Source organism: Nostoc foliaceum FACHB-393, assembly GCF_014698505.1.
Lineage (GTDB): Bacteria > Cyanobacteriota > Cyanobacteriia > Cyanobacteriales > Nostocaceae > Nostoc > Nostoc foliaceum_A.
Map to the genome: position 1 here is coordinate 150,595 of NZ_JACJTD010000012.1, position 20,839 is coordinate 171,433.

Annotated in this window: 20 protein-coding genes and 1 pseudogene; 9 read left to right on the forward strand and 12 right to left on the reverse strand. The window is 41.5% G+C overall.

The features are described 5' to 3' along the window. Positions 1 to 58: 58 nt before the first annotated feature. From H6G92_RS12880 to H6G92_RS12910, 7 genes are all read left to right on the forward strand, one after another. Positions 59 to 898: a hypothetical protein gene (locus tag H6G92_RS12880; protein WP_190894065.1), complete on the forward strand. Its 840-nt coding sequence runs from the start codon at positions 59 to 61 to the stop codon at positions 896 to 898. A 70-nt stretch (positions 899 to 968) separates the two neighbouring features. Beyond that, on the forward strand, positions 969 to 2,171 hold the full coding sequence (locus H6G92_RS12885; RefSeq protein WP_190894066.1) for a glycosyltransferase family 4 protein: 1,203 nt from the start codon (positions 969 to 971) through the stop codon (positions 2,169 to 2,171). 62 nt (positions 2,172 to 2,233) lie between these two features. Further along, positions 2,234 to 3,226 carry a glycosyltransferase family 2 protein gene (locus H6G92_RS12890; RefSeq protein ID WP_190894067.1) on the forward strand — a complete coding sequence of 331 codons (993 nt, stop codon included), beginning with the start codon at positions 2,234 to 2,236 and terminating at the stop codon, positions 3,224 to 3,226. A gap of 292 nt (positions 3,227 to 3,518) precedes the next feature. Then, complete coding sequence (locus H6G92_RS12895; protein WP_190894068.1) at positions 3,519 to 4,721, forward strand: glycosyltransferase family 4 protein; 1,203 nt, start codon at positions 3,519 to 3,521, stop codon at positions 4,719 to 4,721. Then, the gene (locus H6G92_RS12900; RefSeq protein ID WP_190894069.1) at positions 4,639 to 5,577 is read left to right on the forward strand and encodes a glycosyltransferase family 2 protein; all 939 of its coding nucleotides are present in this window, start codon (positions 4,639 to 4,641) and stop codon (positions 5,575 to 5,577) included. Before H6G92_RS12895 ends, H6G92_RS12900 begins: the two co-directional genes overlap by 83 nt. 163 nt (positions 5,578 to 5,740) lie before the next feature. Next, on the forward strand, positions 5,741 to 7,177 hold the full coding sequence (locus H6G92_RS12905) for an O-antigen ligase domain-containing protein (RefSeq protein WP_190894070.1): 1,437 nt from the start codon (positions 5,741 to 5,743) through the stop codon (positions 7,175 to 7,177). A gap of 92 nt (positions 7,178 to 7,269) precedes the next feature. Beyond that, complete coding sequence (locus tag H6G92_RS12910; RefSeq protein WP_190894071.1) at positions 7,270 to 8,382, forward strand: glycosyltransferase family 4 protein; 1,113 nt, start codon at positions 7,270 to 7,272, stop codon at positions 8,380 to 8,382. 65 nt (positions 8,383 to 8,447) lie between these two features. Here H6G92_RS12910 and H6G92_RS12915 read toward each other — a convergent pair whose 3' ends face one another. The 8 genes and pseudogenes from H6G92_RS12915 to H6G92_RS12940 all read right to left on the reverse strand — a co-directional run bounded on the left by H6G92_RS12915 (position 8,448) and on the right by H6G92_RS12940 (position 14,654). After that, positions 8,448 to 9,458 (reverse strand): SDR family oxidoreductase, encoded by a 1,011-nt coding sequence (locus H6G92_RS12915; RefSeq protein ID WP_190894072.1) that lies wholly within the window; start codon positions 9,456 to 9,458, stop codon positions 8,448 to 8,450. Between the two features lie 120 nt (positions 9,459 to 9,578). Continuing rightward, the gene (locus H6G92_RS39380; RefSeq protein WP_242059110.1) at positions 9,579 to 10,274 is read right to left on the reverse strand and encodes a hypothetical protein; all 696 of its coding nucleotides are present in this window, start codon (positions 10,272 to 10,274) and stop codon (positions 9,579 to 9,581) included. Between the two features lie 2 nt (positions 10,275 to 10,276). Further along, positions 10,277 to 10,600: a thiolase family protein gene (locus tag H6G92_RS39385; protein ID WP_242059111.1), complete on the reverse strand. Its 324-nt coding sequence runs from the start codon at positions 10,598 to 10,600 to the stop codon at positions 10,277 to 10,279. Positions 10,601 to 10,889: 289 nt separating this feature from the next. Then, complete coding sequence (gene phaC / locus H6G92_RS12925; RefSeq protein WP_242059116.1) at positions 10,890 to 11,729, reverse strand: class III poly(R)-hydroxyalkanoic acid synthase subunit PhaC; 840 nt, start codon at positions 11,727 to 11,729, stop codon at positions 10,890 to 10,892. Next, positions 11,706 to 11,816: pseudogene (locus H6G92_RS41110) on the reverse strand (FAD-dependent oxidoreductase); the annotation flags it as partial. The gene phaC and the pseudogene H6G92_RS41110, both read right to left, overlap by 24 nt. A gap of 83 nt (positions 11,817 to 11,899) precedes the next feature. Beyond that, positions 11,900 to 12,628: a DUF72 domain-containing protein gene (locus H6G92_RS12930; RefSeq protein WP_190894074.1), complete on the reverse strand. Its 729-nt coding sequence runs from the start codon at positions 12,626 to 12,628 to the stop codon at positions 11,900 to 11,902. A 731-nt stretch (positions 12,629 to 13,359) separates the two neighbouring features. After that, positions 13,360 to 14,007 carry a pentapeptide repeat-containing protein gene (locus tag H6G92_RS12935; RefSeq protein ID WP_190894075.1) on the reverse strand — a complete coding sequence of 216 codons (648 nt, stop codon included), beginning with the start codon at positions 14,005 to 14,007 and terminating at the stop codon, positions 13,360 to 13,362. A 152-nt stretch (positions 14,008 to 14,159) separates the two neighbouring features. Next, positions 14,160 to 14,654, reverse strand: a complete 495-nt coding sequence (locus H6G92_RS12940; RefSeq protein ID WP_190894076.1) for a hypothetical protein — start codon at positions 14,652 to 14,654, stop codon at positions 14,160 to 14,162. Positions 14,655 to 15,254: 600 nt separating this feature from the next. On the opposite strand from H6G92_RS12940, the gene aroF reads away from it, so the two are divergent. Continuing rightward, positions 15,255 to 16,124, forward strand: coding sequence for a 3-deoxy-7-phosphoheptulonate synthase (gene aroF / locus H6G92_RS12945; protein ID WP_190894077.1), 870 nt, complete (start codon positions 15,255 to 15,257; stop codon positions 16,122 to 16,124). Between the two features lie 119 nt (positions 16,125 to 16,243). Next, complete coding sequence (locus tag H6G92_RS12950) at positions 16,244 to 16,507, forward strand: hypothetical protein (RefSeq protein WP_190894078.1); 264 nt, start codon at positions 16,244 to 16,246, stop codon at positions 16,505 to 16,507. A 197-nt stretch (positions 16,508 to 16,704) separates the two neighbouring features. On the opposite strand, the gene H6G92_RS12955 is transcribed toward H6G92_RS12950, so the two are convergent. From H6G92_RS12955 to H6G92_RS12970, 4 genes are all read right to left on the reverse strand, one after another. Further along, a complete protein-coding gene (locus tag H6G92_RS12955; protein ID WP_190894094.1) occupies positions 16,705 to 17,115 on the reverse strand; it encodes a response regulator in 411 nt (136 codons plus the stop codon). A 156-nt stretch (positions 17,116 to 17,271) separates the two neighbouring features. Next, the gene (locus H6G92_RS12960) at positions 17,272 to 18,000 is read right to left on the reverse strand and encodes a Crp/Fnr family transcriptional regulator (protein WP_190894079.1); all 729 of its coding nucleotides are present in this window, start codon (positions 17,998 to 18,000) and stop codon (positions 17,272 to 17,274) included. An 80-nt stretch (positions 18,001 to 18,080) separates the two neighbouring features. Next, positions 18,081 to 18,827: a Crp/Fnr family transcriptional regulator gene (locus tag H6G92_RS12965; RefSeq protein WP_190894080.1), complete on the reverse strand. Its 747-nt coding sequence runs from the start codon at positions 18,825 to 18,827 to the stop codon at positions 18,081 to 18,083. Between the two features lie 189 nt (positions 18,828 to 19,016). Continuing rightward, the gene (locus H6G92_RS12970; protein ID WP_190894081.1) at positions 19,017 to 19,754 is read right to left on the reverse strand and encodes a Crp/Fnr family transcriptional regulator; all 738 of its coding nucleotides are present in this window, start codon (positions 19,752 to 19,754) and stop codon (positions 19,017 to 19,019) included. Positions 19,755 to 20,839: the final 1,085 nt, after the last annotated feature.

Below are 20,839 nucleotides of genomic sequence, written 5' to 3' on the forward strand. Positions count from 1 at the left end.
GTAAATTACGAATTTATTTCTCTACTAAATTATTTATAGTTTTAATCAGGAAAAATAAATGGTAAATCTAGGCTACCACACTGCTAAAACTCAGGGTAAATTTAATCGCTCCCTATATAAAGCAGCCCTTTCTCATATTGTCAGCATCCCCATTAAACAAACTCGACAAGTGCCAGTCAGTGTCTATGCCTTCTCATGTGAACGCGATCTGCCAGAACAAGTAGCAAGTATTCGCTCATTCATTCGTTATGTCGGCATTCCAGATACATTCACTGTAATTTCTGATGGCAGTTACACTGATTCTAGTTGTAATTTGCTCCACCGCGTCCATCCTTGCGTTAAGGTAATACTTTTACAAAACTTCCTGAGAACGGATTTACCTCAATGTGTTACTGATTATGCCCAACTGCATCCACTGGGTAAAAAGTTGTCGGCATTAATGTCAATTCCTATTAATGGAACTACGATTTACACAGATTCAGATATTTTATTTTTCCCCGCTGGGATTGACTTAATTCATTTGAGTAATTCGGACGATAAATACTCTCTTTATCTACCTGATTGTTCCATATCACTAGATGAGCGACTTATTTATGATGATTCTGAAAAGTCAAATCCAGTAAATGGTGGATTTATTTTATTTAAGCATGAATTTGACTGGAGTTTTGCTATAGAACGTTTAGCAAATCTTCAAGAAGCTCCTAATTATTTTACTGAACAAACAATTGTACATTTGTCAATGCACTACAATAATGGTAAACCTATATGCTCAAAAAAATATGTTCTTAATGTAGAAGATCAGTTCATCTATCCAGATAAATCTGCAAGTAAAGAAATTGCTCTTAGGCATTATGTAAGTGATATTAGACACAAGTTTTGGTTTAATTCCGGCATATAAAATGATAAAAGTCAGATTGGAACTATCTGAGAGATTCAATTAACAATAACGTGAAAATAAGTAGTGATCAATGCCTAACTCAATCAATGATGCCAAGCCAAATAATGAACAATTACACAGAGGTATTTTTGAAAAAAACCTGATTTATCAATGCTCCAATTTTGATGTAGGTGAGGGCGGAGGTGTTGAAACTTATTTAGCTTCTCTATTTGAACATCGACCACATGATGTTAGCGATCGCGTGATAAAATCGCTTAAGAATGTTGACCAAAGCCAATTCAAATTGCTGCACCTCCACAGCCCAGATTTACTCTTGCAACTTACAGGTGAGTGCCCCACAGTTTTCACTGTTCATAATCATTCATTGTACTGTCCTAGTGGCACAAAGTATTTAGCAGGTCAGCGGACAATCTGCGATCGCAACGTATCTTACTTAGGTTGTACCTGGGGTAAATTAGTAGATAAATGTGGTAGTCGTAGACCGTTAAGAACTCTTAAAGAACTTCAAATTACTCATCAGTTATTAGATGCCTTAAAAAAGGTAAAAATTACCTTTGTCGCTAATAGCGAATACGTGCGTCAAGAGTTGATTAAAAGCGGTGTACCCCCTGAGCAAACTGTAACGTTACGCTGTGGTATAACTATACCAAAAATAACAACCACACCCCTGAGTTTAGATATCCACCAAAATCATAGAATTTTGTTTGCTGGACGCATTGTTTCTGATAAAGGTTTAGAATGGTTACTCAAAACCTTAATACATACAGACCCTAAAATTCAACTTGATATTGCAGGTGAAGGCTGGGAACGACCACGGTTAGAAAAATTAGCAAATACACTAGGATTAAGTAACCGAATCACTTGGCATGGTTGGTGCGATCGCAACAGATTAAATAACCTTTATCAACAGTGTTTTGCAGTCATCTTTCCTAGTGTCTGGCCTGAACCTGCGGGTCTTGTAACCCTAGAAGCCTATGCTCGTTATCGACCTGTAATTGGTAGTGCAGTCGGAGGTATTCCAGAGCACTTACAAGATGGAGAAACGGGTATTCTTGTTCCAGGTAATGATATCAAGAAGCTGGCTGATGCTATCCATGATTTATATGGAGATTATCAAAAAACCCGACACATGGGCGAACAAGGTCATGCTTTATTGATGAAGGAATTTACTATGGATGCTCATATAAATAATCTGGGAACAATTTATGCAAAAACAATAGCAGAATTCCCTTCTAGAACGAAAAAATTATATAGCATTCCTCAAGCTAAATAAGCTTAGTTTGGTCAAAACATCAAATGTGCATCTTTTACCTATGAAATATAAAGGAAAAAAATATGTCATTGTCTCAAGAATGCCAACAGCCTTTAGTTAGTGTTATTATCCCCACCTATAATCGACCAGAGTATCTCAAGCAAGCGATCGCTAGTGCTATTAAACAAACTTATCAAAATATCGAAATTATTGTTTCTGATAATTGTAGTCCAGAAAATCCTCAAGAACTTGTCGCATCTTTTGGTGATTCACGCATCAGATTTTGGCGGCATCAGCAAAATGTGGGTATGATTGCTAATCAGCAGCATGGCTTCAAAATGGCGCGAGGTAAATACGTTGCTAGTCTCCATGATGATGATATCTGGAATGAAGATTTTTTAGCAAAGCTAGTACCACCTCTAGAAGCAAATTCTCAGTTAATTCTCGCTTTTTGCGATCAATATATCATAGATGCAGATGGCATAATTAATAATGCTGGAACTGAAGAAAATACTCGCGGTTATAAACGAGACAAACTAGCACAAGGAATTCATCAACCTTTCTCTAAAATTGGCTTAATTGATAAAAGCATACCCACTGCTGCATCTTGTGTGATTCGCAATAATCTTATCGATTGGGATAGTATTCCCTCTGAAGTTGGCGGGATGTGGGATTTATATTTAACTTATCTCTGTTGTATATCTGGTTACGGTGCTTACTACTATCGAGAAAGGCTAACGCGATATCGTGCCCATGAGCAAACTGACACTATGCTCAGTGGCAGTCGAGATGTGCAAGCAAAAATCCGCAAAGCTAAAAGCGAAATGTTTTGTTATCAAGTCTTTATGGAAGACGCTCGTTTACAGCAATTTAAGACTTATTTTCAACAGAAATGGTTAGAAGCTAATACCACTTTGGGAATTGGTTTGCTACGAAGTGAACAGATAGCAGTAGCACGTCCTTATTTTTGGCAAGCGCTGAATAAACAAAAATTTAATGTGCGAACTCTAGCTGCACTAAGTCTTAGTTTTACTCCACAACTTTTAGCAAGTAAGTTAATGAAAATCTCGAAATAATTATCCTCCCTAACTCTCTTTTTTAAGGAGGGAGTTAGAGCAAGGCTTAAAAAGGGGGTTGGGGGATTTTCCAGGGCGAAACCTTAATAACACCAAGCCTATTGAGTCTTGCTTGAGTTGGGAAAATTACTTTTTTTAACGAACCTCCTAGGTCGAAGCAAGCTACATGTAAGCATCCCGCAGGGAACTTAGAGAAGGACGCGAAGAGAGTAAGAACAAGATTCTACTCTGCGTCTCTGCGTGAGGCAAGAAAATATTTATGCAATAGGTCTATTTTTAAGGAAGGTAGAGTGTGAAACTTTGTATTGTTACTCATAAAATCAAAAAAGGTGATGGTCAGGGGCGGGTAAACTACGAAGTTGCTCAAGAGGCAATTCGTCGTGGTCATCAACTGACATTATTAGCTAGTGAAGTTGCACCAGAACTAGAAGAAAATAGCCAAGTTAATTGGATTAAAATCCCAGTCAAAGGCTATCCCACAGAATTTATTCGTAATTTCATATTTGCCCAAAAAAGTGCAGATTGGTTGCAGAAACATCGCTCTGGGATTGATTTAGTAAAAGTCAATGGAGCAATTAATCTGGCTGCGGCTGATGTGAATGCTGTACATTTTGTCCACAGTTCATGGTTGCGATCGCCTGTTCATATTTCCCGCAATCGCCGAGATTTATATGGTTTCTATCAATGGCTGTTTACGGCTTTTAATGCCCGTTGGGAAAAACAGGCTTTCCAAAAAGCCCAGGTTGTCGTAGCTGTATCAGAAAAAGTAGCGCAGGAATTAGTTAATATTGGTGTGCCGCGTTCTCGCATTCGCGTAATAATCAATGGCGTTGACTTAGAAGAATTTGCCCCTGGCCCAAGCAATCGCCAAAAGTTAGGTTTACCGGAGAATGTCACCCTAGCGCTGTTCGCTGGAGATATCCGCACACCTAGAAAGAATTTAGATACAGTGCTGCACGCCTTGGCGAAAGTTCCTGATTTACATTTGGTGGTGGTGGGACACACCCAAGGTAGCCCCTTCCCAGAATTAGCAGCATCTTTAGGGTTAAGCGATCGCGTGCATTTTGTGGGATTTCGCCGTGATATCCCCGAAATTATGCAAGCAGTAGATTTATTTGTTTTTCCTTCCCGATATGAAGCTTGCAGCCTCGTATTGTTAGAAGCACTTTCTTCAGGACTACCAGTAATTACTGCCACAGCAACCGGGGGCGGTGAGTTGGTGACACCAGAATGTGGCATCGTCTTACCCGACTCAGATGATATTGATGCTTTAGCTGTGGCGCTGATGTCATTGGTGAGCGATCGCACCCTCACACAGCAAATGGGCAAAGCCGCTCGCTTTGTAGCAGAACAACATAGCTGGACTACTATGGCACAAACTTATGTGGATCTATTCGAGGAGTTAAGCAAGAATGCGGAACACGGTTCTCATACCAACTTATCGCCGTCCACAAGACCTATCACGCTGCCTTTTGGCGCTACAGGAGCAAACTAAACCCGTTGATCAGGTGATAGTTGTTGTCCGCGATACGGATGCAGAAACTTGGCAATTCTTGGCGCAATTGAACGCGCACAACTTGCCACTGCATACTGTGAAAGTGACGCAACCGGGGGTAGTAGCAGCCCTCAACGCCGGATTGGCAGCAGTGGAAGGCGATATTGTTTCCATTACTGATGATGATGCTGCACCCCACCCAGACTGGTTAGAGCGTATCGCCGCTTACTTTACCTGTGATAGTCGCCTCGGTGGCCTTGGCGGGCGTGATTGGATATACCACGGCAGCAAATTAGAAGACGAATCCCGCCCAGTAGTGGGACAGTTGCAATGGTTTGGGCGAGTGATTGGCAACCATCACCTGGGAGTGGGAGAACCCCGTGAAGTTGATATTCTCAAGGGCGTAAACATGAGTTTTCGTACCCAAGCAATCGGGCAATTGCGCTTTGACGAGCGGATGCGTGGTACTGGAGCGCAGGTACATTTTGAAATGGCATTCACTCTGACATTAAAACGGGCTGGTTGGAAGATAATTTATGATCCTAACGTTGCTGTAGATCACTATCCAGCACAACGTTTTGATGAAGATCAGCGAAATAACTTTAATGAAATTGCCTTTATTAATTTAGTCCATAACGAAACCTTAGTTTTACTAGAGCATCTGCCATTTATCCGCCGAATTGTATTTTTACTCTGGGCAGTATTCGTGGGTACATGCGATAGTTTGGGTTTCGTACAATGGCTGAGATTTTTACCTAGCCAAGGACAGTTGGCAGGGAAAAAATTGCTGGCATCCTGGCGGGGGCGTTGGCAAGGATATAAAGAATTCGTAATGGGCTACGCCCCGCTGCGCTAACGTAATTCGTAATTAAAAATGAATTCAATTTCTTCTTAGCTCTATTTGTCTGTCAAGTTGAAATTGATGGGGAAACAAGTTCGTGGTAAGGACTTTAGTCCTTATTTTCTAAGCACTAAAGTGCTTACTACAAACCTTTGGTAAATCCAAAATTTAAAATTGAATGAATTCTAGACAGATACTTTTCAATAGTTTTTTAGAAGAAAACTATTCTCCTGAGGAGCGATCGCCACAGGGTTGGATGGCGATCGCAGGCTTTGTATTACTGACTGTAGTTTGCTATTTTGCTGGTGCTACTGCCGCATTGCGCCTAATTTATCCGGTAATAGCTTTAGTAGTAGCCATATTTTTATACTTGCGTCATCCCATTCTCTACATCAGCTTTACCTGGTGGATCTGGTTTCTCACGCCCTTAGCTACCCGCCTGGTTGACTATCGGGTGGGCTGGGACCCTACCCGTCAGATGCTCATAGCACCATACTTGGTGGTGTTTGTAACCATTGCAACTTTCTTACGACATTTTCCCCGCGCCTCTCGTCAAGGGGGCTTGCCGTTTGTTTTGGCTTTTATTGGAGTGTTCTATGGGTTTCTAATCGGTCTGATTTATAACCCACCGATCCCTGTAGCCCGCGGACTGCTGGATTGGCTCAGTCCGATTATCTTCGCTTTTCACTTATTTATAAACTGGCGAGATTATCCCAGCTATCGCCAGAACATTCAGCGAACATTTCTCTGGTGTGTGTTAATTTTAGGAGCTTATGGCGTATATCAATTCGTCGTGGCTCCTGAATGGGATAGATATTGGCTCATAGAATCAAAACTATTCATGAGTTCTGGAAACCCTGTACCTTTCGGGATGCGCGTCTGGAGTACATTGCACTCAGTTGGCCCCTTTGGTTCAGTTATGCAAGCTGGGTTGTTGTTGTTATTTACTAGTTCAGGAAACTTAATTTTTCCTGCCTCAGCTGTTGGCTACTTGTCCTTTCTGCTAACACAAGCACGGACTAATTGGGGGGGCTGGGTATTAGGAATAATTATGATTATGGGTTCAGTCAAAACCCGAATTCAAATGCGGTTAATCACGATAATTGTAGTGATGGCAATTTGTGTTGTACCATTGACAACCATCGAGCCAATTGCTGGGGTTGTAGCAGCGCGTTTGGAAACATTTTCTAATCTTGAAGATGATAACAGTTTTAAAGATAGATCGGGAAGCTATGACAAAAACCTTGGTTTAGCCCTTTCTAATGCTTTAGGCAACGGGTTAGGAAATATTTGGAAAGTCAACGAAAAAACTGGTCAAATTGAAGTAGTGGTGATTGATAGTGGCATTTTAGATATGTTTTTCACCCTTGGTTGGTTTGGAGCCATCTTTTATATGGGTGGATTAATTTTTTTAATTATTAGTGTCAGTAGTTATGGTGAAGGTCGTTTCGATAGTTTTATCAGTGCTGCCCGCGCTATTGGTATCAGTTCTGCCGCACAGTTAATTATCGGTAGTGGCATGTTAAGTGTGGCAGGGATGATCCTTTGGGGATTTTTAGCTATGGCTATGGCAGGGCATAAGTATTATCAACATCAAAAAAATTATGAATTATGAATTAATACCAAAATATTTGACTGGATGCAAAGTATTTTTTGTGGTTAGTTAAAAAGTAAAATTTTACGACTTAAATAGGACTGATATAGATTATGAAAGCAATTATTGTAATGCCACTAGCCGAACAACGAGGTGGCGGTGAAATGATGCTTTGGGATTTGGTGCAACAGGGACGTAATGCTGGTGTTGAGTGGCTGGTGATATTTTTAGAAGACGGCCCGATGGTCGAACAAGTAAAGTCCCTTGGTATTGATGCGCGAGTTGTGGAAAGTGGACGTTTACGCCAAATGCACCGTTTTATTGGCGCCGTTTTTCGGATAGCTGCGATCGCACGCCGCGAACGTGCAGATATAATTGTCAATTGGATGTGGATCACGCATATATCTGGAGGTTTGGCAGCAATGCTGGCGGGGTTACCTGCTGTGTGGTATCAGCTAGAAGTGCCTAGCGATAAGACTTGGTTGGTGCGAATCGCTACTTTAATCCCAGCCCGTGCAATTATCACTCTCTCCCAAGATGGCAAGCAAGCACAGGCAGAAATTTGGCCCCACAGACCAACACCTTTGGTTTATCCTGGTGTTGCATTAGACCGATTTGAGCCTAATGCTTTACCAACTCCTGAAGAAGCACGACGAAAACTGGGCTTACCTTTACACGGGCCGTTGATTGGAATTGTTGGACGATTGCAACGATGGAAGGGAATGCATGTATTGGTGCAAGCGATGCCCAAAATTTTACAGAAGTATCCTGATGCTCATTGTGTGGTGGTTGGCGGTAAGCACGATTTAGAACCGGATTATGAGGACTTCTTAAAAGCGGAAATTGCAGCCTTGGGCTTGAAAGAGCAAGTAATTATGGCTGGGCTACAGCGTAATATCCCAGAATGGGTGCAGGCAATGGATGTATTCGTTCATGCCTCAGATAAAGAGCCGTTTGGAATTGTGATTATTGAGGCGATGGCGCTGGGTAAACCTGTGATTGCTGGTGATGCAGGGGGCCCGACAGAGATTATTACCGATGGGATGAATGGATTATTAACACCTTACGGTGATGCAGAGAAATTAGCGATCGCAATTCTCCGTTATCTTGACGAGCAAGAATTTGCTCAGAGTGCCGGAGTAGCTGCCAGACAACGCGCCCTCGATTTTTCAACGCAGAATTATGCCCAAAACTTTATTAGTGTACTTCGTTCTGCTAAGGCTTGATCCTCCCTAACCCTCCTTTTTAAGGAGGGAATTAGAGAAAGCCTTTGTAAGGGGATCTGCTGCATTTATCCTGGCTCTTTCAATACTTGAACTGCTAGCAATGCTAATGCTGCTGCACCAGCGATCGCACCCCACTGAAGAACCTGATTTTTTTCTAGCCAGTCGGAAACACTAGGTATAACCAAGTTACCGTAGTCTCCATTAACTCTGTCGTCTTCAGTAACTGGTTGGTAAAAATTGTTTGATGCATCTTTAGACTTCGGCTCGGAACTATGCTGTAACTTGAAGCCGATGAGCAGTAACAGTGAATCTACTAAGGGTGGTGAGATGCGCTGTACCAAATCTAATATTTTAGCTACATCCCCAACCAAGTAGTCACGAGTTGGATGTTCGGCTACGTAGAGGATAGCATCAGCTACAAGTTTAGGCTCGTAGTAAGGTGGTATCCCAGAAGGCTTTACGCCTAATTTCGTCAGGCCATTGTTCCAGAAGGGAGTGTTGATCACTGCTGGCTTCACACTTGTGACACTGATAGGCCATTTTTCATGTTTCAACTCAACGCGCATCGCTTCGATAAAGCCCTCAACTCCGTGCTTGGCTGCCGAGTAAGCACTTTGGTAGGGGAGCGATCGCGTACCTTCCATTGAAGAGACATGGATAAGTGCCCCCCGTCCCTCACGCTTCAAATGGGGTAGGGCCGCCATTGCACCATACACCTGTCCCATTAGATCGACATCAATAACATGCTTAAACTCTTCTGGTGTTGTATTGTCGAAAGTGGCAAAGATGCCGATAGCGGGGACATGTACCCATGTATCGAGTCGCCCGTAGACTTCCACAGTTTTATCTGCGATCGCCTTAACTTGGTCAAATACTTCCACATCAGCTACGCAATAAGTTGCCTCGCCGCCAAAGCTGCGAATCTCCTCCACTAAAGACTTTAGCTTCGATTCACCACGAGCGGAGACTACCACTTTTGCCCCGCGTCTAGCAAACTCAAGAGCTGTAATCCGTCCGATACCACTGGAGGCTCCAACGACGGAAACGACTTGCTGATTGATTGGCTTTAATTTCATTAGTGTTACTCCTTAAAAGGTATTGGGTACTGGGGATTGGGTATTAGGGAAGAGGTGATAGGGAATAATCTGTCCCCTCTAACCTGTACTCTTTTCCCTTCTTCTGTTCCCAGTCCCTAGTCAAAGGTGATAAGCAAGAAACTGGTTCAATGCGTCGGTAAATAATTCGGGACGCTCGACTTGGGGTAAGTGGCCACAATTGGGTATCAAAGCTAGGTGTCCTTGCTTTAGACGGCTGACTGCATCTTGAGCTTGGTAATTTGGCAAAACTAAGTCATTAATACCCCATACAACCAGGGTCGGCATTTCTACCTTTAGTAGGTAGTCGAGTATTATCTGCTTTTGTCCTAATACAGATATTTGAGAACGCAGTATAGATAAATTCGCTTCTAGGAAGCCTGGAACAAGCCCCAGCCTCTCCAGTGCGATCGCAGTACCGCCACCAGTCCCGTGACAAACTGCTGCTAATCCAAACTGCCCATTTTGCTGCTGCAAAGCGTTGAGTAGTGTTACTAAGATTCGCGCTCCTGAAGCCCCAATGGGATGTCCTAAAGCGATCGCCCCGCCATACACATTTAATTTTTCATAAGGAACGCCCAACTCCCGATTGAACAATACATTGCTCAAAGCAAATGCTTCGTTGTTTTCAAACAAATCAAAATCGTAAATTTTCATTTTGAGTTTGTCTAAAAGCTTGTTCACTGCCAAGATGGGAACTTCAGGGAATCGCCAAGCTTCTCCTCCTGTCCATACTCCACCAATCAGGCGTGCTAGAGGATTGAGTTGGTAGCGTTCTACTGCTGTTTTACTTGCCAAAACTAGAGCTGCCGCTCCATCGGATATTTGACTGCTGTTACCAGCCGTGAACACACCATATTTACTGCATATCCGTTCACCTTTTGCGGAATCCCAGTTTTGAAAGCTGCTTGACGAGGCAATGACTGTCCATGTCCGGTGCTAAGTACATTATTACCAAAAATATACAAGTCTAAAGCTTCTCCTGATACTCCGGCTCGTTCTAAGGCTGCACGCATGGCGATCGCACCTAAGTCTACTGGAGACAAATCTGCTAAGACACCTCCAAATCTACCAAGCGGTGTGCGTACTGCTGAGACAATATAAGCTTCTTCCATATTTCTCATTACTTTGGGGAATTCAAAATTGAAAATAATGAAATAAATGTAGGTAAGTTTTGAAATCAAATCCTATCTTAATATTTTTTAAATCGCTTTTCATTGAATGATTTATGTTGTAAAAACTAGTGTATTTAAAAAACAAATTTATCCTCCTTAACATTAATTTACAATAGTTTTTTTACCAATAAATCAATCTTTAGTAGTAAATAATGGTATAGTCGTCTACCTAAATAAAGGATGTTATATTAAACAGTTTTGTATTCTAGAGTACAACCTTTTTGAAAAAGCCAATATTTTATTCTCGTGCCTTCAGCCAATTAGCAATTGTTGGCGGTAGGTCTTTTTGGACTTTGCTGCTCACATACATACCAATATGTCCAACTGAAAACGATCGCACTGTATAATCAACACTGCCAACATATTTCTCCAGAGCTAAAGATGATGCTGGTAAAACTAAATGATCCTGTTCTGCGTAAATATTTAAAATTGGGATGCGAATATTTCCCAAATCTACTCGCTTCTTGCCAATCTCAATCTGACCTTTAATTAATTTGTTTTCTTGATAGAAGTCCTTAATAAACTGTCTAAAAGTCTCTCCAGCTTGATCTGGACTGTCGAAAATCCACTTTTCCATGCGGATAAAATTAAGCAGCTTGTCCTTATACTCAAAAATTTCTAGTAGATCAATATACTTTTTGACACCCAACTGAAAAGGCTTCAGCATTACGAAGGCAAAGTTGAGAAAGTTGCCAGGAATGTTACCTAAAGTGTCAACTAGAAGATCGACATCTAATGCTTGTGGACCTAAACTGCTTCCACTCCAAACATTGAGAAGCCCTTCATTGATGTGAAAATCAACGGGGGTAACCATAGTAATTAGGTTTTTTACCTTTTCTGGGTAAAGGGAACTGTAGCAAAGACTGAAGGTTCCCCCCTGGCAAATTCCCAATAAGTTAATCTGCTTTAAATTGTGGCGATCGCGGATCACATCTACACAGTTATTGATATACCCATTCATGTATTTATCAATAGTAAGCCAGCGATCGTCTTGATCAGGATATCCCCAATCAATTAAATAAACATCTAGACCCAGGTTGAGTAAATTTGCAACAAGCGATCGCCTTTCTAATAACAGGACGCTGTAACCAGCTTTCAGTAGGTACCCTGCACAAACTAAACCATTATGACCAGCGCCAATAATTACAACGTCATACGCTTCCATGACTGCACTGTGGGGATTAAAGTATATTCCCTGATATTAGAAAGTGCTGAAGATATCTAAATCTTTCGTGGGTTATAAAATATTTAACAAGATCCCAACAAACTATAGAGTCGTTGAGCATCACGAATAGCGTGTCCATCGGGGTCGTTGTTGAAATACATGTAAACGTCAATCTCCTGCGTCAGAAATGAACGGATACGTTCAACCCATGTACATAACTCTTCATCGCTATAGCCAATATCCCATTGCCCGCTATGCATACGGATGTATGTCCAAGGGGCAGTCAAACAGACATCAAGAGGAACTGTTGGGCTTACAGGTAAGCAAAGGGCTACACCTGCACTTTCCAATAGTTTGTAAACTTGGGGTATCAGCCAGCTTGTGTGACGGAATTCAACTGTAAATCGTTGTTGTGGGTAGGTTTGCAGTAATTCCAAAAATGGCTGAAGACGCTCAATATTTCTGTGCCAAGTATGAGGAAATTGAAATAAAATAGGGCCGAGCTTTTCTTGCAATCCAGATGCCCGTTCCATCAGGCGAGATAGTGGTTCTATCGGGTCTTTTAACTTTTTCATGTGGGTGAGATAACGGCTACCTTTGACGGAAAAAACAAAGTTAGATGGTGTTTGTTTGTGCCAAGCTTCAAACACAGACCGTTCTGGTAGACGATAAAAGGAAAAGTTAATTTCTACAGTAGAAAAGTGTTGAGTGTAAAATGATAGGTGCTCGCCGCTAGGTATATGTGGTGGATAGAAAATGTCCATCCAATGTTTATAAACCCAACCACTAGTACCAATTTGTAACTCACTCATTCTGCTGCCTCAGGTACGCTATTCTCTTATCAACTACTAAGCCAAAGCGACTAACATAGCCTGAAACAGTTTTGACCATTTTTTAAGATGCTATCATTCCTTTTAAAGCTAGTATTTTATGACTGAAGTTGTGGAGTTGTAATTGAATCCAATTACCGCCTTTAGCTATACATTGATAGCATATATCTCCATAACCTTCGCCTTGGTCATTACATATAATTAATCTGGCTTCATGCGTCTGAAAGTTTTGCTGGCAAATTAAACATACTTGCCTACTTTTGCCAGTATTGCATTCTATCTGATATTTCATGCTTCTTATCCTTATTGGATCAATTTAAATTAAGCGATAATTAAGATATATATTCTTATATCTAAAATTTTTGAAAGTATACATCTATAAAATGAAGTGTATATTAATTTTAGATTATTAAGTTTAAATGTGATATACAATACAATTTACTCTCTGAGAATAAAAATACTTATAATTCTTATTGTTTACTTATTTTTTAAAGTAAAAAAATGATCACAATCTCAGAGGATGTTTAAAAAGTCCTGTTGTTGGTAGCAAAAAGTTTTAGATCCCCCTAAATCCCCCTTAAAAAGGAGGACTTTGAGAGGTTTTTGCCCTCCTTTTTAAGGGGGTTGGGGGAGCTGAGTACGTAAATCCTTTATGCTTGAGTGCTGGTTCATTTGAGTAATTTATCAATAGCTGTGGCATAGCACAGCCTCAGCTATTGGTAAATTGAACCATCAGGCATAATTGCCCCTGCTAAGTTAGTACCAACTAGTTTAACCAGAAGGCGCTCACCAGAGCGAATCCGCGCTCCCGTTAAGTCGGCTCCTCGCAAGTCAGCCCCACTGAGATCCGCTCCAATCAAATTAGCAGCGCGTAAATTTGCCTCCCTGAGATCCGCTAAAAGTAGGTTTGCTCGAAATAAATTTGCTTCAGACAAATTCGCACCTCTGAGGTTGACTTTGTGCATAAAAGTATCGCTGAGATTAGCACCGCTCAAATTGGCATAACTCAGATTTCTCCCAGATAAGTCTTTATTGCTCAAATTTGCCCGACTGTAGTCTTTGCCACTCAAGTCTGAGTTTTGCTTTGGTGGTTTCTGGGTTGTTTGAGATGGTTTTTCCTGTTGAGGTGGCGGTGAGTGATATGTGGTTTGATGTTTGGTTTTTAGAGAGCGCAATTTTTCACGAGCTTCATTTATGGCTTTCAGCTTGTCTTGTGCTTTCTGCTGTAAACGGAGATTGTCTTTGGGAATGCGATCGGGATGCCAAACAAAGACTAAATCTTTGTAAGCCTGGTTCACTTCGTCAAGTGTTGCCCCAGGCTCTAATTCCAAAACTCTATAGTACTGCTCCAGATCGCTCATACGATATTTTGGTGGACAATCAAGTTAATTATGAGTGATGGAGCCATCTATTCGCTGCATCATTATGTCATTGATCATGTGGCATTGGGCATGGGGCATTGGGAAGAGGAGGCAGAAGTTCTTTAATTTTGAATTTTGAATTGATTGCTCCCTCATCTCCCCATCTCCCCATTTCTCCATCGCGCGATCGCTCTCAAATATGCTGAAACTGGAATCTGATAAATTTCAATCACAATCCAAACAATAATTGATAAATGTGATAAGAAAGTTAATATAGTCCAAATATATGGCATCCAGGTAATGGGTTCTTTGAGATTAGCAGGAAAATAGTAAGCTACTATGCCAATTAGAGTAGTGGGAAGAATTACAAAAACTGCTGCTGCTAGTCCATAACCCCAACCTAATTCCACACCTTCCAACTGGCCTTCTGTCCAACTAAACCCATTCCACCGCCAAATTAAGGGTGGTTGCCTAGAAGGCATCTTGATTTGCTGTAGTTCTAAGTTGACTGTAAAAATCTCTTGGCAAAAGTCACAAGCCATAGCTTCCATCAATGGCATGTGAGAAATCTTACCTATCCGACAGACTGGGCAGGGGTAAACTCCATAATAGTCGAAAGATTGGGCTAAGATTTTGGAACTGGGCATAATGAAACTGAATGATCCTAAAAAGTTGATCTGGTCAATGAGGACTTGGGCAAGAATAATGTATGGCGATCATCAATTGTCTGCAATAAGCTTTCGCAAGATGAGATGACAAGTCAGGAGAATTATATATTTTAACTTCTCAATTCTGGTTACTGGTCTTGACTCCCACAGTTGTACTGAGTCTATCGCTTTTTTATGTTTTGTGGGGGTCTTGACACCGCCTACTCTTCCTGTTAATGTTACCTTACATAGGTATAGTTTTTACGTTTTCCAGCAAAAGCCCCGCAAATGCTTAAGACAAACTCCTACTTTTATTTTTGGTTTAGGGTGGTTCACCGGGAGTGAATTGAGTTTCCTAATGGAAACCGCCCGGTGAACCGCAGAGTCCCCTCTGCGGTTTTTGTTTTTTTAAGGAGAATTTCATCGTCATGACTTATTTCAGTAACTGGTTTTATAGCTTTTACTTTTGGCCCAGAGTAAGTTCCGGGTAAATAGCGTCATGCCGATGAATCAGAACGCGCCCGGAACTTATCAAAGGTTCCGGGCTTTTTTGTTATCGCAAAATAGTACCCAATACTTAATTTTTAGGAGAATAGAACCATGATTAATGCCAAACTTGCCGCACAATCCCATCGGAATCACCAGACAATTGTTAAAATCTCAAAAAAAGTCGCTTTCGGGGGCGAAGAACTGGTAATTATCGGCGGCCCCTGCACTGTTGAAAGCCTAGAACAAATGGAGATAGTCGCCCAAAAGTTATCTACTGCATCCGTGCAAGGGTTGCGTGGCGGTGTCTACAAACCCCGCACATCTCCCTACGCTTTCCAGGGTATGGGAGAGTCAGGATTGGAGATTTTGGCAAGGGTGCGATCGCATTACAATATGCCAGTTGTCACCGAGGTAATGTCAATTTCCCAAATTGAAGTAGTCGCCGCCCACGCTGATATGCTTCAAGTTGGTAGTCGCAATATGCAAAACTTCGACTTGCTCAAAGCTTTGGGACAAGCTGGTAAACCGATACTACTCAAACGTGGTTTAGCAGCGACAATTGAAGAATTCGTTATGGCTGCTGAATATATCCTTAGCCACGGCAATCCTGATGTGGTGTTGTGCGAAAGAGGTATCCGCAGCTTCGATGATTACACTCGCAATGTCCTAGATTTAGGAGCAGTGGCAGCACTCAAGCAAATAACCCACTTGCCTGTGATTGTAGATCCTTCCCATGCTGTCGGGAAACGAGAACTAGTAGCACCTGTGGCTAAGGCTGCGATCGCTTGCGGTGCAGATGGATTAATTATTGAATGTCATCCAGAACCAGAAAAATCTGTTTCTGATGCCCGTCAAGCACTTTCTTTAGAAGATATGGTGCATTTAGTTGATAGTTTAAAGCCTGTAGCAACAGCCGTTGGGCGCAGTATATCAGATGTCGGGGCGGGTGTGGAACCTGCCCCGATTTTTTGGGCTGCTTAAATTTAGTCATTTTAGTCATTAGTCATTAATGACTAATGACTTCGATTTTCGCACGGCTTTTTATAAAAACGAGCGATCGCAGGAGCTTGCCGGAAAGACAAGCCTTTTAGGAGAGAGGTTTGGAGAGGTCAAAGTATATTGCTTCCATTCGAGAAGTGCTATATTTTGGAGGGCTGGAACAGATTTTGGCAAGCTCACTGCAAATGGAAATTTCTTTAGATGAGATTGCCAACCAAATTGTAAATGATGAGGAAATCGCGCGATCAATCAAGGCTTTGGCTCGATTGTTGAATATCATCGAGCAAAAGAGAACTTACAGGTATCTCAATACGGTTCGGTTAAGGAAAGAGACGCGATTTATCGCCGTCTCTACAAAGGACTGATTATTGTAAAGACGGCGATTTATCGCCTCTTTGTGATCTATAACTTTCATCAAAAAACCTTATCCGAACTGTATTGACAGGTATCTATCATAAAGCTATGGCTATGCCCGCCAAAGGCATCACAGAACTTTTCGGTCTACTGAATTGAGTTAAAGCTTTCTTGCTTACTGGCTTCTGCCTTGTTGCATCCAAATATGTCAAACGTATTGTTCGAGTCCAGCTAAACTAGCAACCGTAGAAGCTAAATCGTCTAAATCTATCGGTTTACATCGGTATATATCATAACCTGCTAATAATGCACGATTACGGTCTTCGTCCAAAGCAGATGCCGTCAGAGCAATAGCTGGAATCTTTCTCCCTCGCTTTTCTTCCAGATTTCTGAGCTTCATGAGCAGTGAGCAGCCGTTTTCATCTGGTAAATAAATGTCACTAATCAGAATGTCTGGTTTAAACAATAACATTATTTCTAGAGCCTCGCCTGCTGAAGCAGCGGTGATAACCTCTGCTCCGTCTAATTCAAATAGGAAGCTAAGTAACGTTCTCGTATCAGGGTCATCATCAACAACGAGCAATCGCAGACCTTGAAAAGACATCGATTGATTAGACATTATTCTCACCGCCGTCTAGCTCGAACACTTGGACTAGTAATTGCATCAAAAGGCACGTGTTTGTAAATGCCATTTGATGCATACTTTACTAAATCTTAATGGAATTAATTAGCAAGCGTCTGTCCGGTTTCGGACATAGTAAGGTAAAATCATTAACTAGCCATCGCGCCTTACCTGATTCCCCAGCAACCGAGCAAATTCTTTTTGGATGACTTGATAACACTCACAGGAAGTTGCTTCCAAATCCCCTCGGTTCAGGATGTTAATTTGACCACGCTGATAGCGAATCATTCCGGCTCGGCTCAGGGTGCTAGCTGCTACTGTTACACCGGAGCGCCGTACACCCAGCATCTGGGCAATAAATTCTTGGGTCAACAGAAATTCTTCTGATTCCAAACGGTCAGATACTGTTAACAGCCAACGAGCCAGCCTTTCTTCTAGTGTATGAAGACGGTTGCAGGCACATGATTGTGTAAGTTCGGTATATATAGCTCGTACATAGCGCAGTAGAAGCTTTTGAAGCGCTCCGCCCCGTTTGAACTCGTTTCGAAGTACATCTGCATCCATCTGCATTCCAGCGCCCGAAATTTGCACAAATGCTTTTGTAGTTGTTGTATTGCCTCCTAAAATTACTGGGATACCCACCATGCCTTCATTGCTCACAATCCCAACTTCCACTGTCGAACCATCTTCCATAATAGTGACTATAGAAACCACTGCATTTTGGGGAAAATAGACCTGTGTGATGGGTTCTCCTGGTTCGTAAATGACTTGCCGGGTGGGAAACGAAACTAACTTCAGGTGCGGAACAAGGCGCTCATAATCACTGGTTGGCAAAGCCGCGAGTAACTTATTTACTTGCGGCTTAAGAGTGTTTTCGCTCACTGAACATTAAAAGAAAAATTTGCTGAGAATACTTTAAATTAAGTTACTTTTGCGGGTCTGTTCGGTTTCGCACACATAACTCAAAAAAATTTTCTGGCTCGGTTACTGGGCTTCATGCCCAGTAACCGAGCAAATTCCTTTTGGATGACTTGATGACATTCGCAGGAAGTTGCTTCTAAATCCTCTCGGTTCAGGATGCTAATATGACCGCGTTGGTAGCTGATCATTCCGGCTCGGCTCAGGGTGCTAGCCGCTACTGTGACACCGGAACGACGTACACCTAGCATCTGGGAGATAAATTCTTGCGTGAGTGGAAAATCTTCTGATTCCAGACGGTCAGAGACTGTAAGAAGCCAGCGAGCCAGCCGTTCTTCCAGTGTATGGAGACGGTTGCAGGCAGCTCCTTGCGCCAGTTCAGAGTATACAGCTTGTACATAGCATAGCAGCAAGGTTTGAAGCGCTCCGCCCAGATTGAACTCGGCTCTCAATACATTTGCATTGATTTGCATCGCAGCACCCGAAATCTGCACAAATGCTGTTGTGGTTGTGGTGTTGTCTCCTAAAATTACCGGGATACCCACCATGCCTTCATTACTTACTATCCCAACTTCCGCCGTTGAGCCATCTTCCATAGTGGTGACTATAGAAACCACTGCCTTATCAGGAAAATAGACTTGTGTAATGGGTTCGGCTGCTGCGTAAAGGATTTGCTGAACTTGGAGCGGAACTAGTTTTAGATGAGGGACAAGGCGTTCATAATCACTGGCTGGCAAAGCTGCCAGCAGCTTATTTGGTCGTTGCTGAAAGAGGCTTTTATCTAATGACATTAGAAGTCACTCTCCTTAAGGTAGGTGACTTTAGAAAAGCCAACTCAGGGCACAAGGAAAGAATTTCAGAATTTGATCCTAATGTCGAAAGGTGTATTCTCTAAAGGAACACGGGAAAAATCTAAAAAATCTTAAATGAACACACTTCTTAGAGTCTGTACGAAACCGTACATAGCAGCTCAAAAAAAATTATTTTCGCCGTTTATTGGGCTTATTGCCCAATAAACGGACATATTCATCTTCTATAATCTGATAACATTCGCAGGAGGTTTTTTCTAAAGCCTCTCGATTCAGGATGTTAATCTGACCTCGGTGGTAGGTGATCATTCCGGCTTGGCTCAGGATGTTAGCTGCTTCAGTAACACCAGCACGACGTACACCCAGCATCTGCGAGATAAATTCTTGCGTGAGTGGAAATTCTTCTGATTCCAAACGGTCAGAAACTGTTAACAGCCACCGAGCCAACCGCGCCTCTAGTTTATGAAGACGATTACATGCAGATCCTTGTGCTATTTGAGTGTATGTACCTTGCACGTAGCGCAGTAACAGGCTCTGAAGGGCTGTACCGCGGTTGAACTCGCTTCTGAGTATATCCGCATCCATCTGCATAGCACTGTCTGGAATCTGCACTAATGCTGTTGTGGTTGTGATGTTGTCTCCTAAAATTACTGGGATACCCACCATGCCTTCATTGCTTACTAAACCAGCTTCCACAGTCGAGCCATCTTCCATAGTGGTGATTATAGAAACCACTGCCTTATTAGGAAAATAGACCTGTGCGATGGGTTCGCCTGCTTCGTGGAGTACTTGCCGATTTGAGAGGGAAACTAGCTTTAGATGGGGGACAAGCCGTTCATAATCACTGGTTGGCAAGGCTGCCAGTAGCTGATTTGCTGGTCGCTCAAGGATATTTTTGTCTAATGACATTGGGATTCTCCTGAATGTAGCAGTCTCTAGAAAAGGCAACTTGCGGCATAAGGAGAAAATCAAGAGTATAACCCTAATGTCAAAAGGTGTATTTTCTAAAAAAGTTATAATAAAAATTTCATCTTTTTATACTCATATTCATAATATAACATAACCAAATTATTTATTCATAGTAATAAAAAATCCAAATTCTAGACTAACAAACTTGGTATAAATGTCTAAAGTATCTATCTAAAGGCTAAATAAAATTAATACAAATTAAGAGGCGCTCATTAAGTACATACTACAGTAAATAAGCATATTGACGTTGTTAAATCCTGGCTTTAGCAAAGTTAATACAGAGTATAAAAAATCTGTGCTCTCGGTTTAAAGGTAAGGAAACTCAACAATTTAAATTGCTAATTTTCACTGTAATTGCGCTTGCGATCGCATAATTAACTATAGTTATGTTCACTTCCTTATTTTTCAGTATTTCTTTACTTTTGGTATCTAAATCTAAGCAAAATCTACTAACAGTAATAGCTGATTTAATGCAAAATTAAGTATTAATATGGCGCGTTAAAGTTCTATATTAATGCATCAAAAATATCATCATTGACTCAGCAAATATTTTGATTATTAGTATAACTTTTCACTTAGACTACTAAAAATACATGCTTATAGACATGAGCAGCATTAGTAGCGATCGCCCCTTTCTGTTGCGATCGCTAATTTTATGCAATGTCATCACCAAAGCTAATGTTAATAGATTTTCTTAGAAATAAGTTAAGGCAATAGCAATAAAATCTGCCGATTAACTGATATCGGGGTGATGGCAATCGCAAAGAAAGATAGAGTGCTAAATCAAAGGCACATGACTTGCTAAATTATCTTAATTATTTAAAATACGACAGTTGGTGAGAATACTTATTTTAATTTTACTGTCTTTAATATGCTTTTCACATTCTATTTATAATTACTGACTTGAAAATCAAACTTCGGCTTAAATCCAACAAGGATATGTGGCTGAAGTCATTGAATGGCGACACAGCCGAAACAAAATATTGATTACAGGTTTAAATTGCGACCGGAACAGGTTCAACACT

Bases quoted from the DNA above. Each gene is read 5' to 3' on its own strand.
- H6G92_RS12880 (WP_190894065.1), top strand. From the start codon at position 59: ATGGTAAATCTAGGCTACCACACTGCTAAAACTCAGGGTAAATTTAAT.
- H6G92_RS12885 (WP_190894066.1), top strand. From the start codon at position 969: ATGCCTAACTCAATCAATGATGCCAAGCCAAATAATGAACAATTACAC.
- H6G92_RS12890 (WP_190894067.1), top strand. From the start codon at position 2,234: ATGTCATTGTCTCAAGAATGCCAACAGCCTTTAGTTAGTGTTATTATC.
- H6G92_RS12900 (WP_190894069.1), top strand. From the start codon at position 4,639: ATGCGGAACACGGTTCTCATACCAACTTATCGCCGTCCACAAGACCTA.
- H6G92_RS12905 (WP_190894070.1), top strand. From the start codon at position 5,741: ATGAATTCTAGACAGATACTTTTCAATAGTTTTTTAGAAGAAAACTAT.
- H6G92_RS12910 (WP_190894071.1), top strand. From the start codon at position 7,270: ATGAAAGCAATTATTGTAATGCCACTAGCCGAACAACGAGGTGGCGGT.
- H6G92_RS12915 (WP_190894072.1), bottom strand. From the start codon at position 9,458: ATGAAATTAAAGCCAATCAATCAGCAAGTCGTTTCCGTCGTTGGAGCC.
- H6G92_RS39385 (WP_242059111.1), bottom strand. From the start codon at position 10,600: ATGAGAAATATGGAAGAAGCTTATATTGTCTCAGCAGTACGCACACCG.
- H6G92_RS12930 (WP_190894074.1), bottom strand. From the start codon at position 12,628: ATGAGTGAGTTACAAATTGGTACTAGTGGTTGGGTTTATAAACATTGG.
- H6G92_RS12935 (WP_190894075.1), bottom strand. From the start codon at position 14,007: ATGAGCGATCTGGAGCAGTACTATAGAGTTTTGGAATTAGAGCCTGGG.
- H6G92_RS12940 (WP_190894076.1), bottom strand. From the start codon at position 14,654: ATGCCCAGTTCCAAAATCTTAGCCCAATCTTTCGACTATTATGGAGTT.
- aroF (WP_190894077.1), top strand. From the start codon at position 15,255: ATGATTAATGCCAAACTTGCCGCACAATCCCATCGGAATCACCAGACA.
- H6G92_RS12955 (WP_190894094.1), bottom strand. From the start codon at position 17,115: ATGTCTAATCAATCGATGTCTTTTCAAGGTCTGCGATTGCTCGTTGTT.
- H6G92_RS12965 (WP_190894080.1), bottom strand. From the start codon at position 18,827: ATGTCATTAGATAAAAGCCTCTTTCAGCAACGACCAAATAAGCTGCTG.
- H6G92_RS12970 (WP_190894081.1), bottom strand. From the start codon at position 19,754: ATGTCATTAGACAAAAATATCCTTGAGCGACCAGCAAATCAGCTACTG.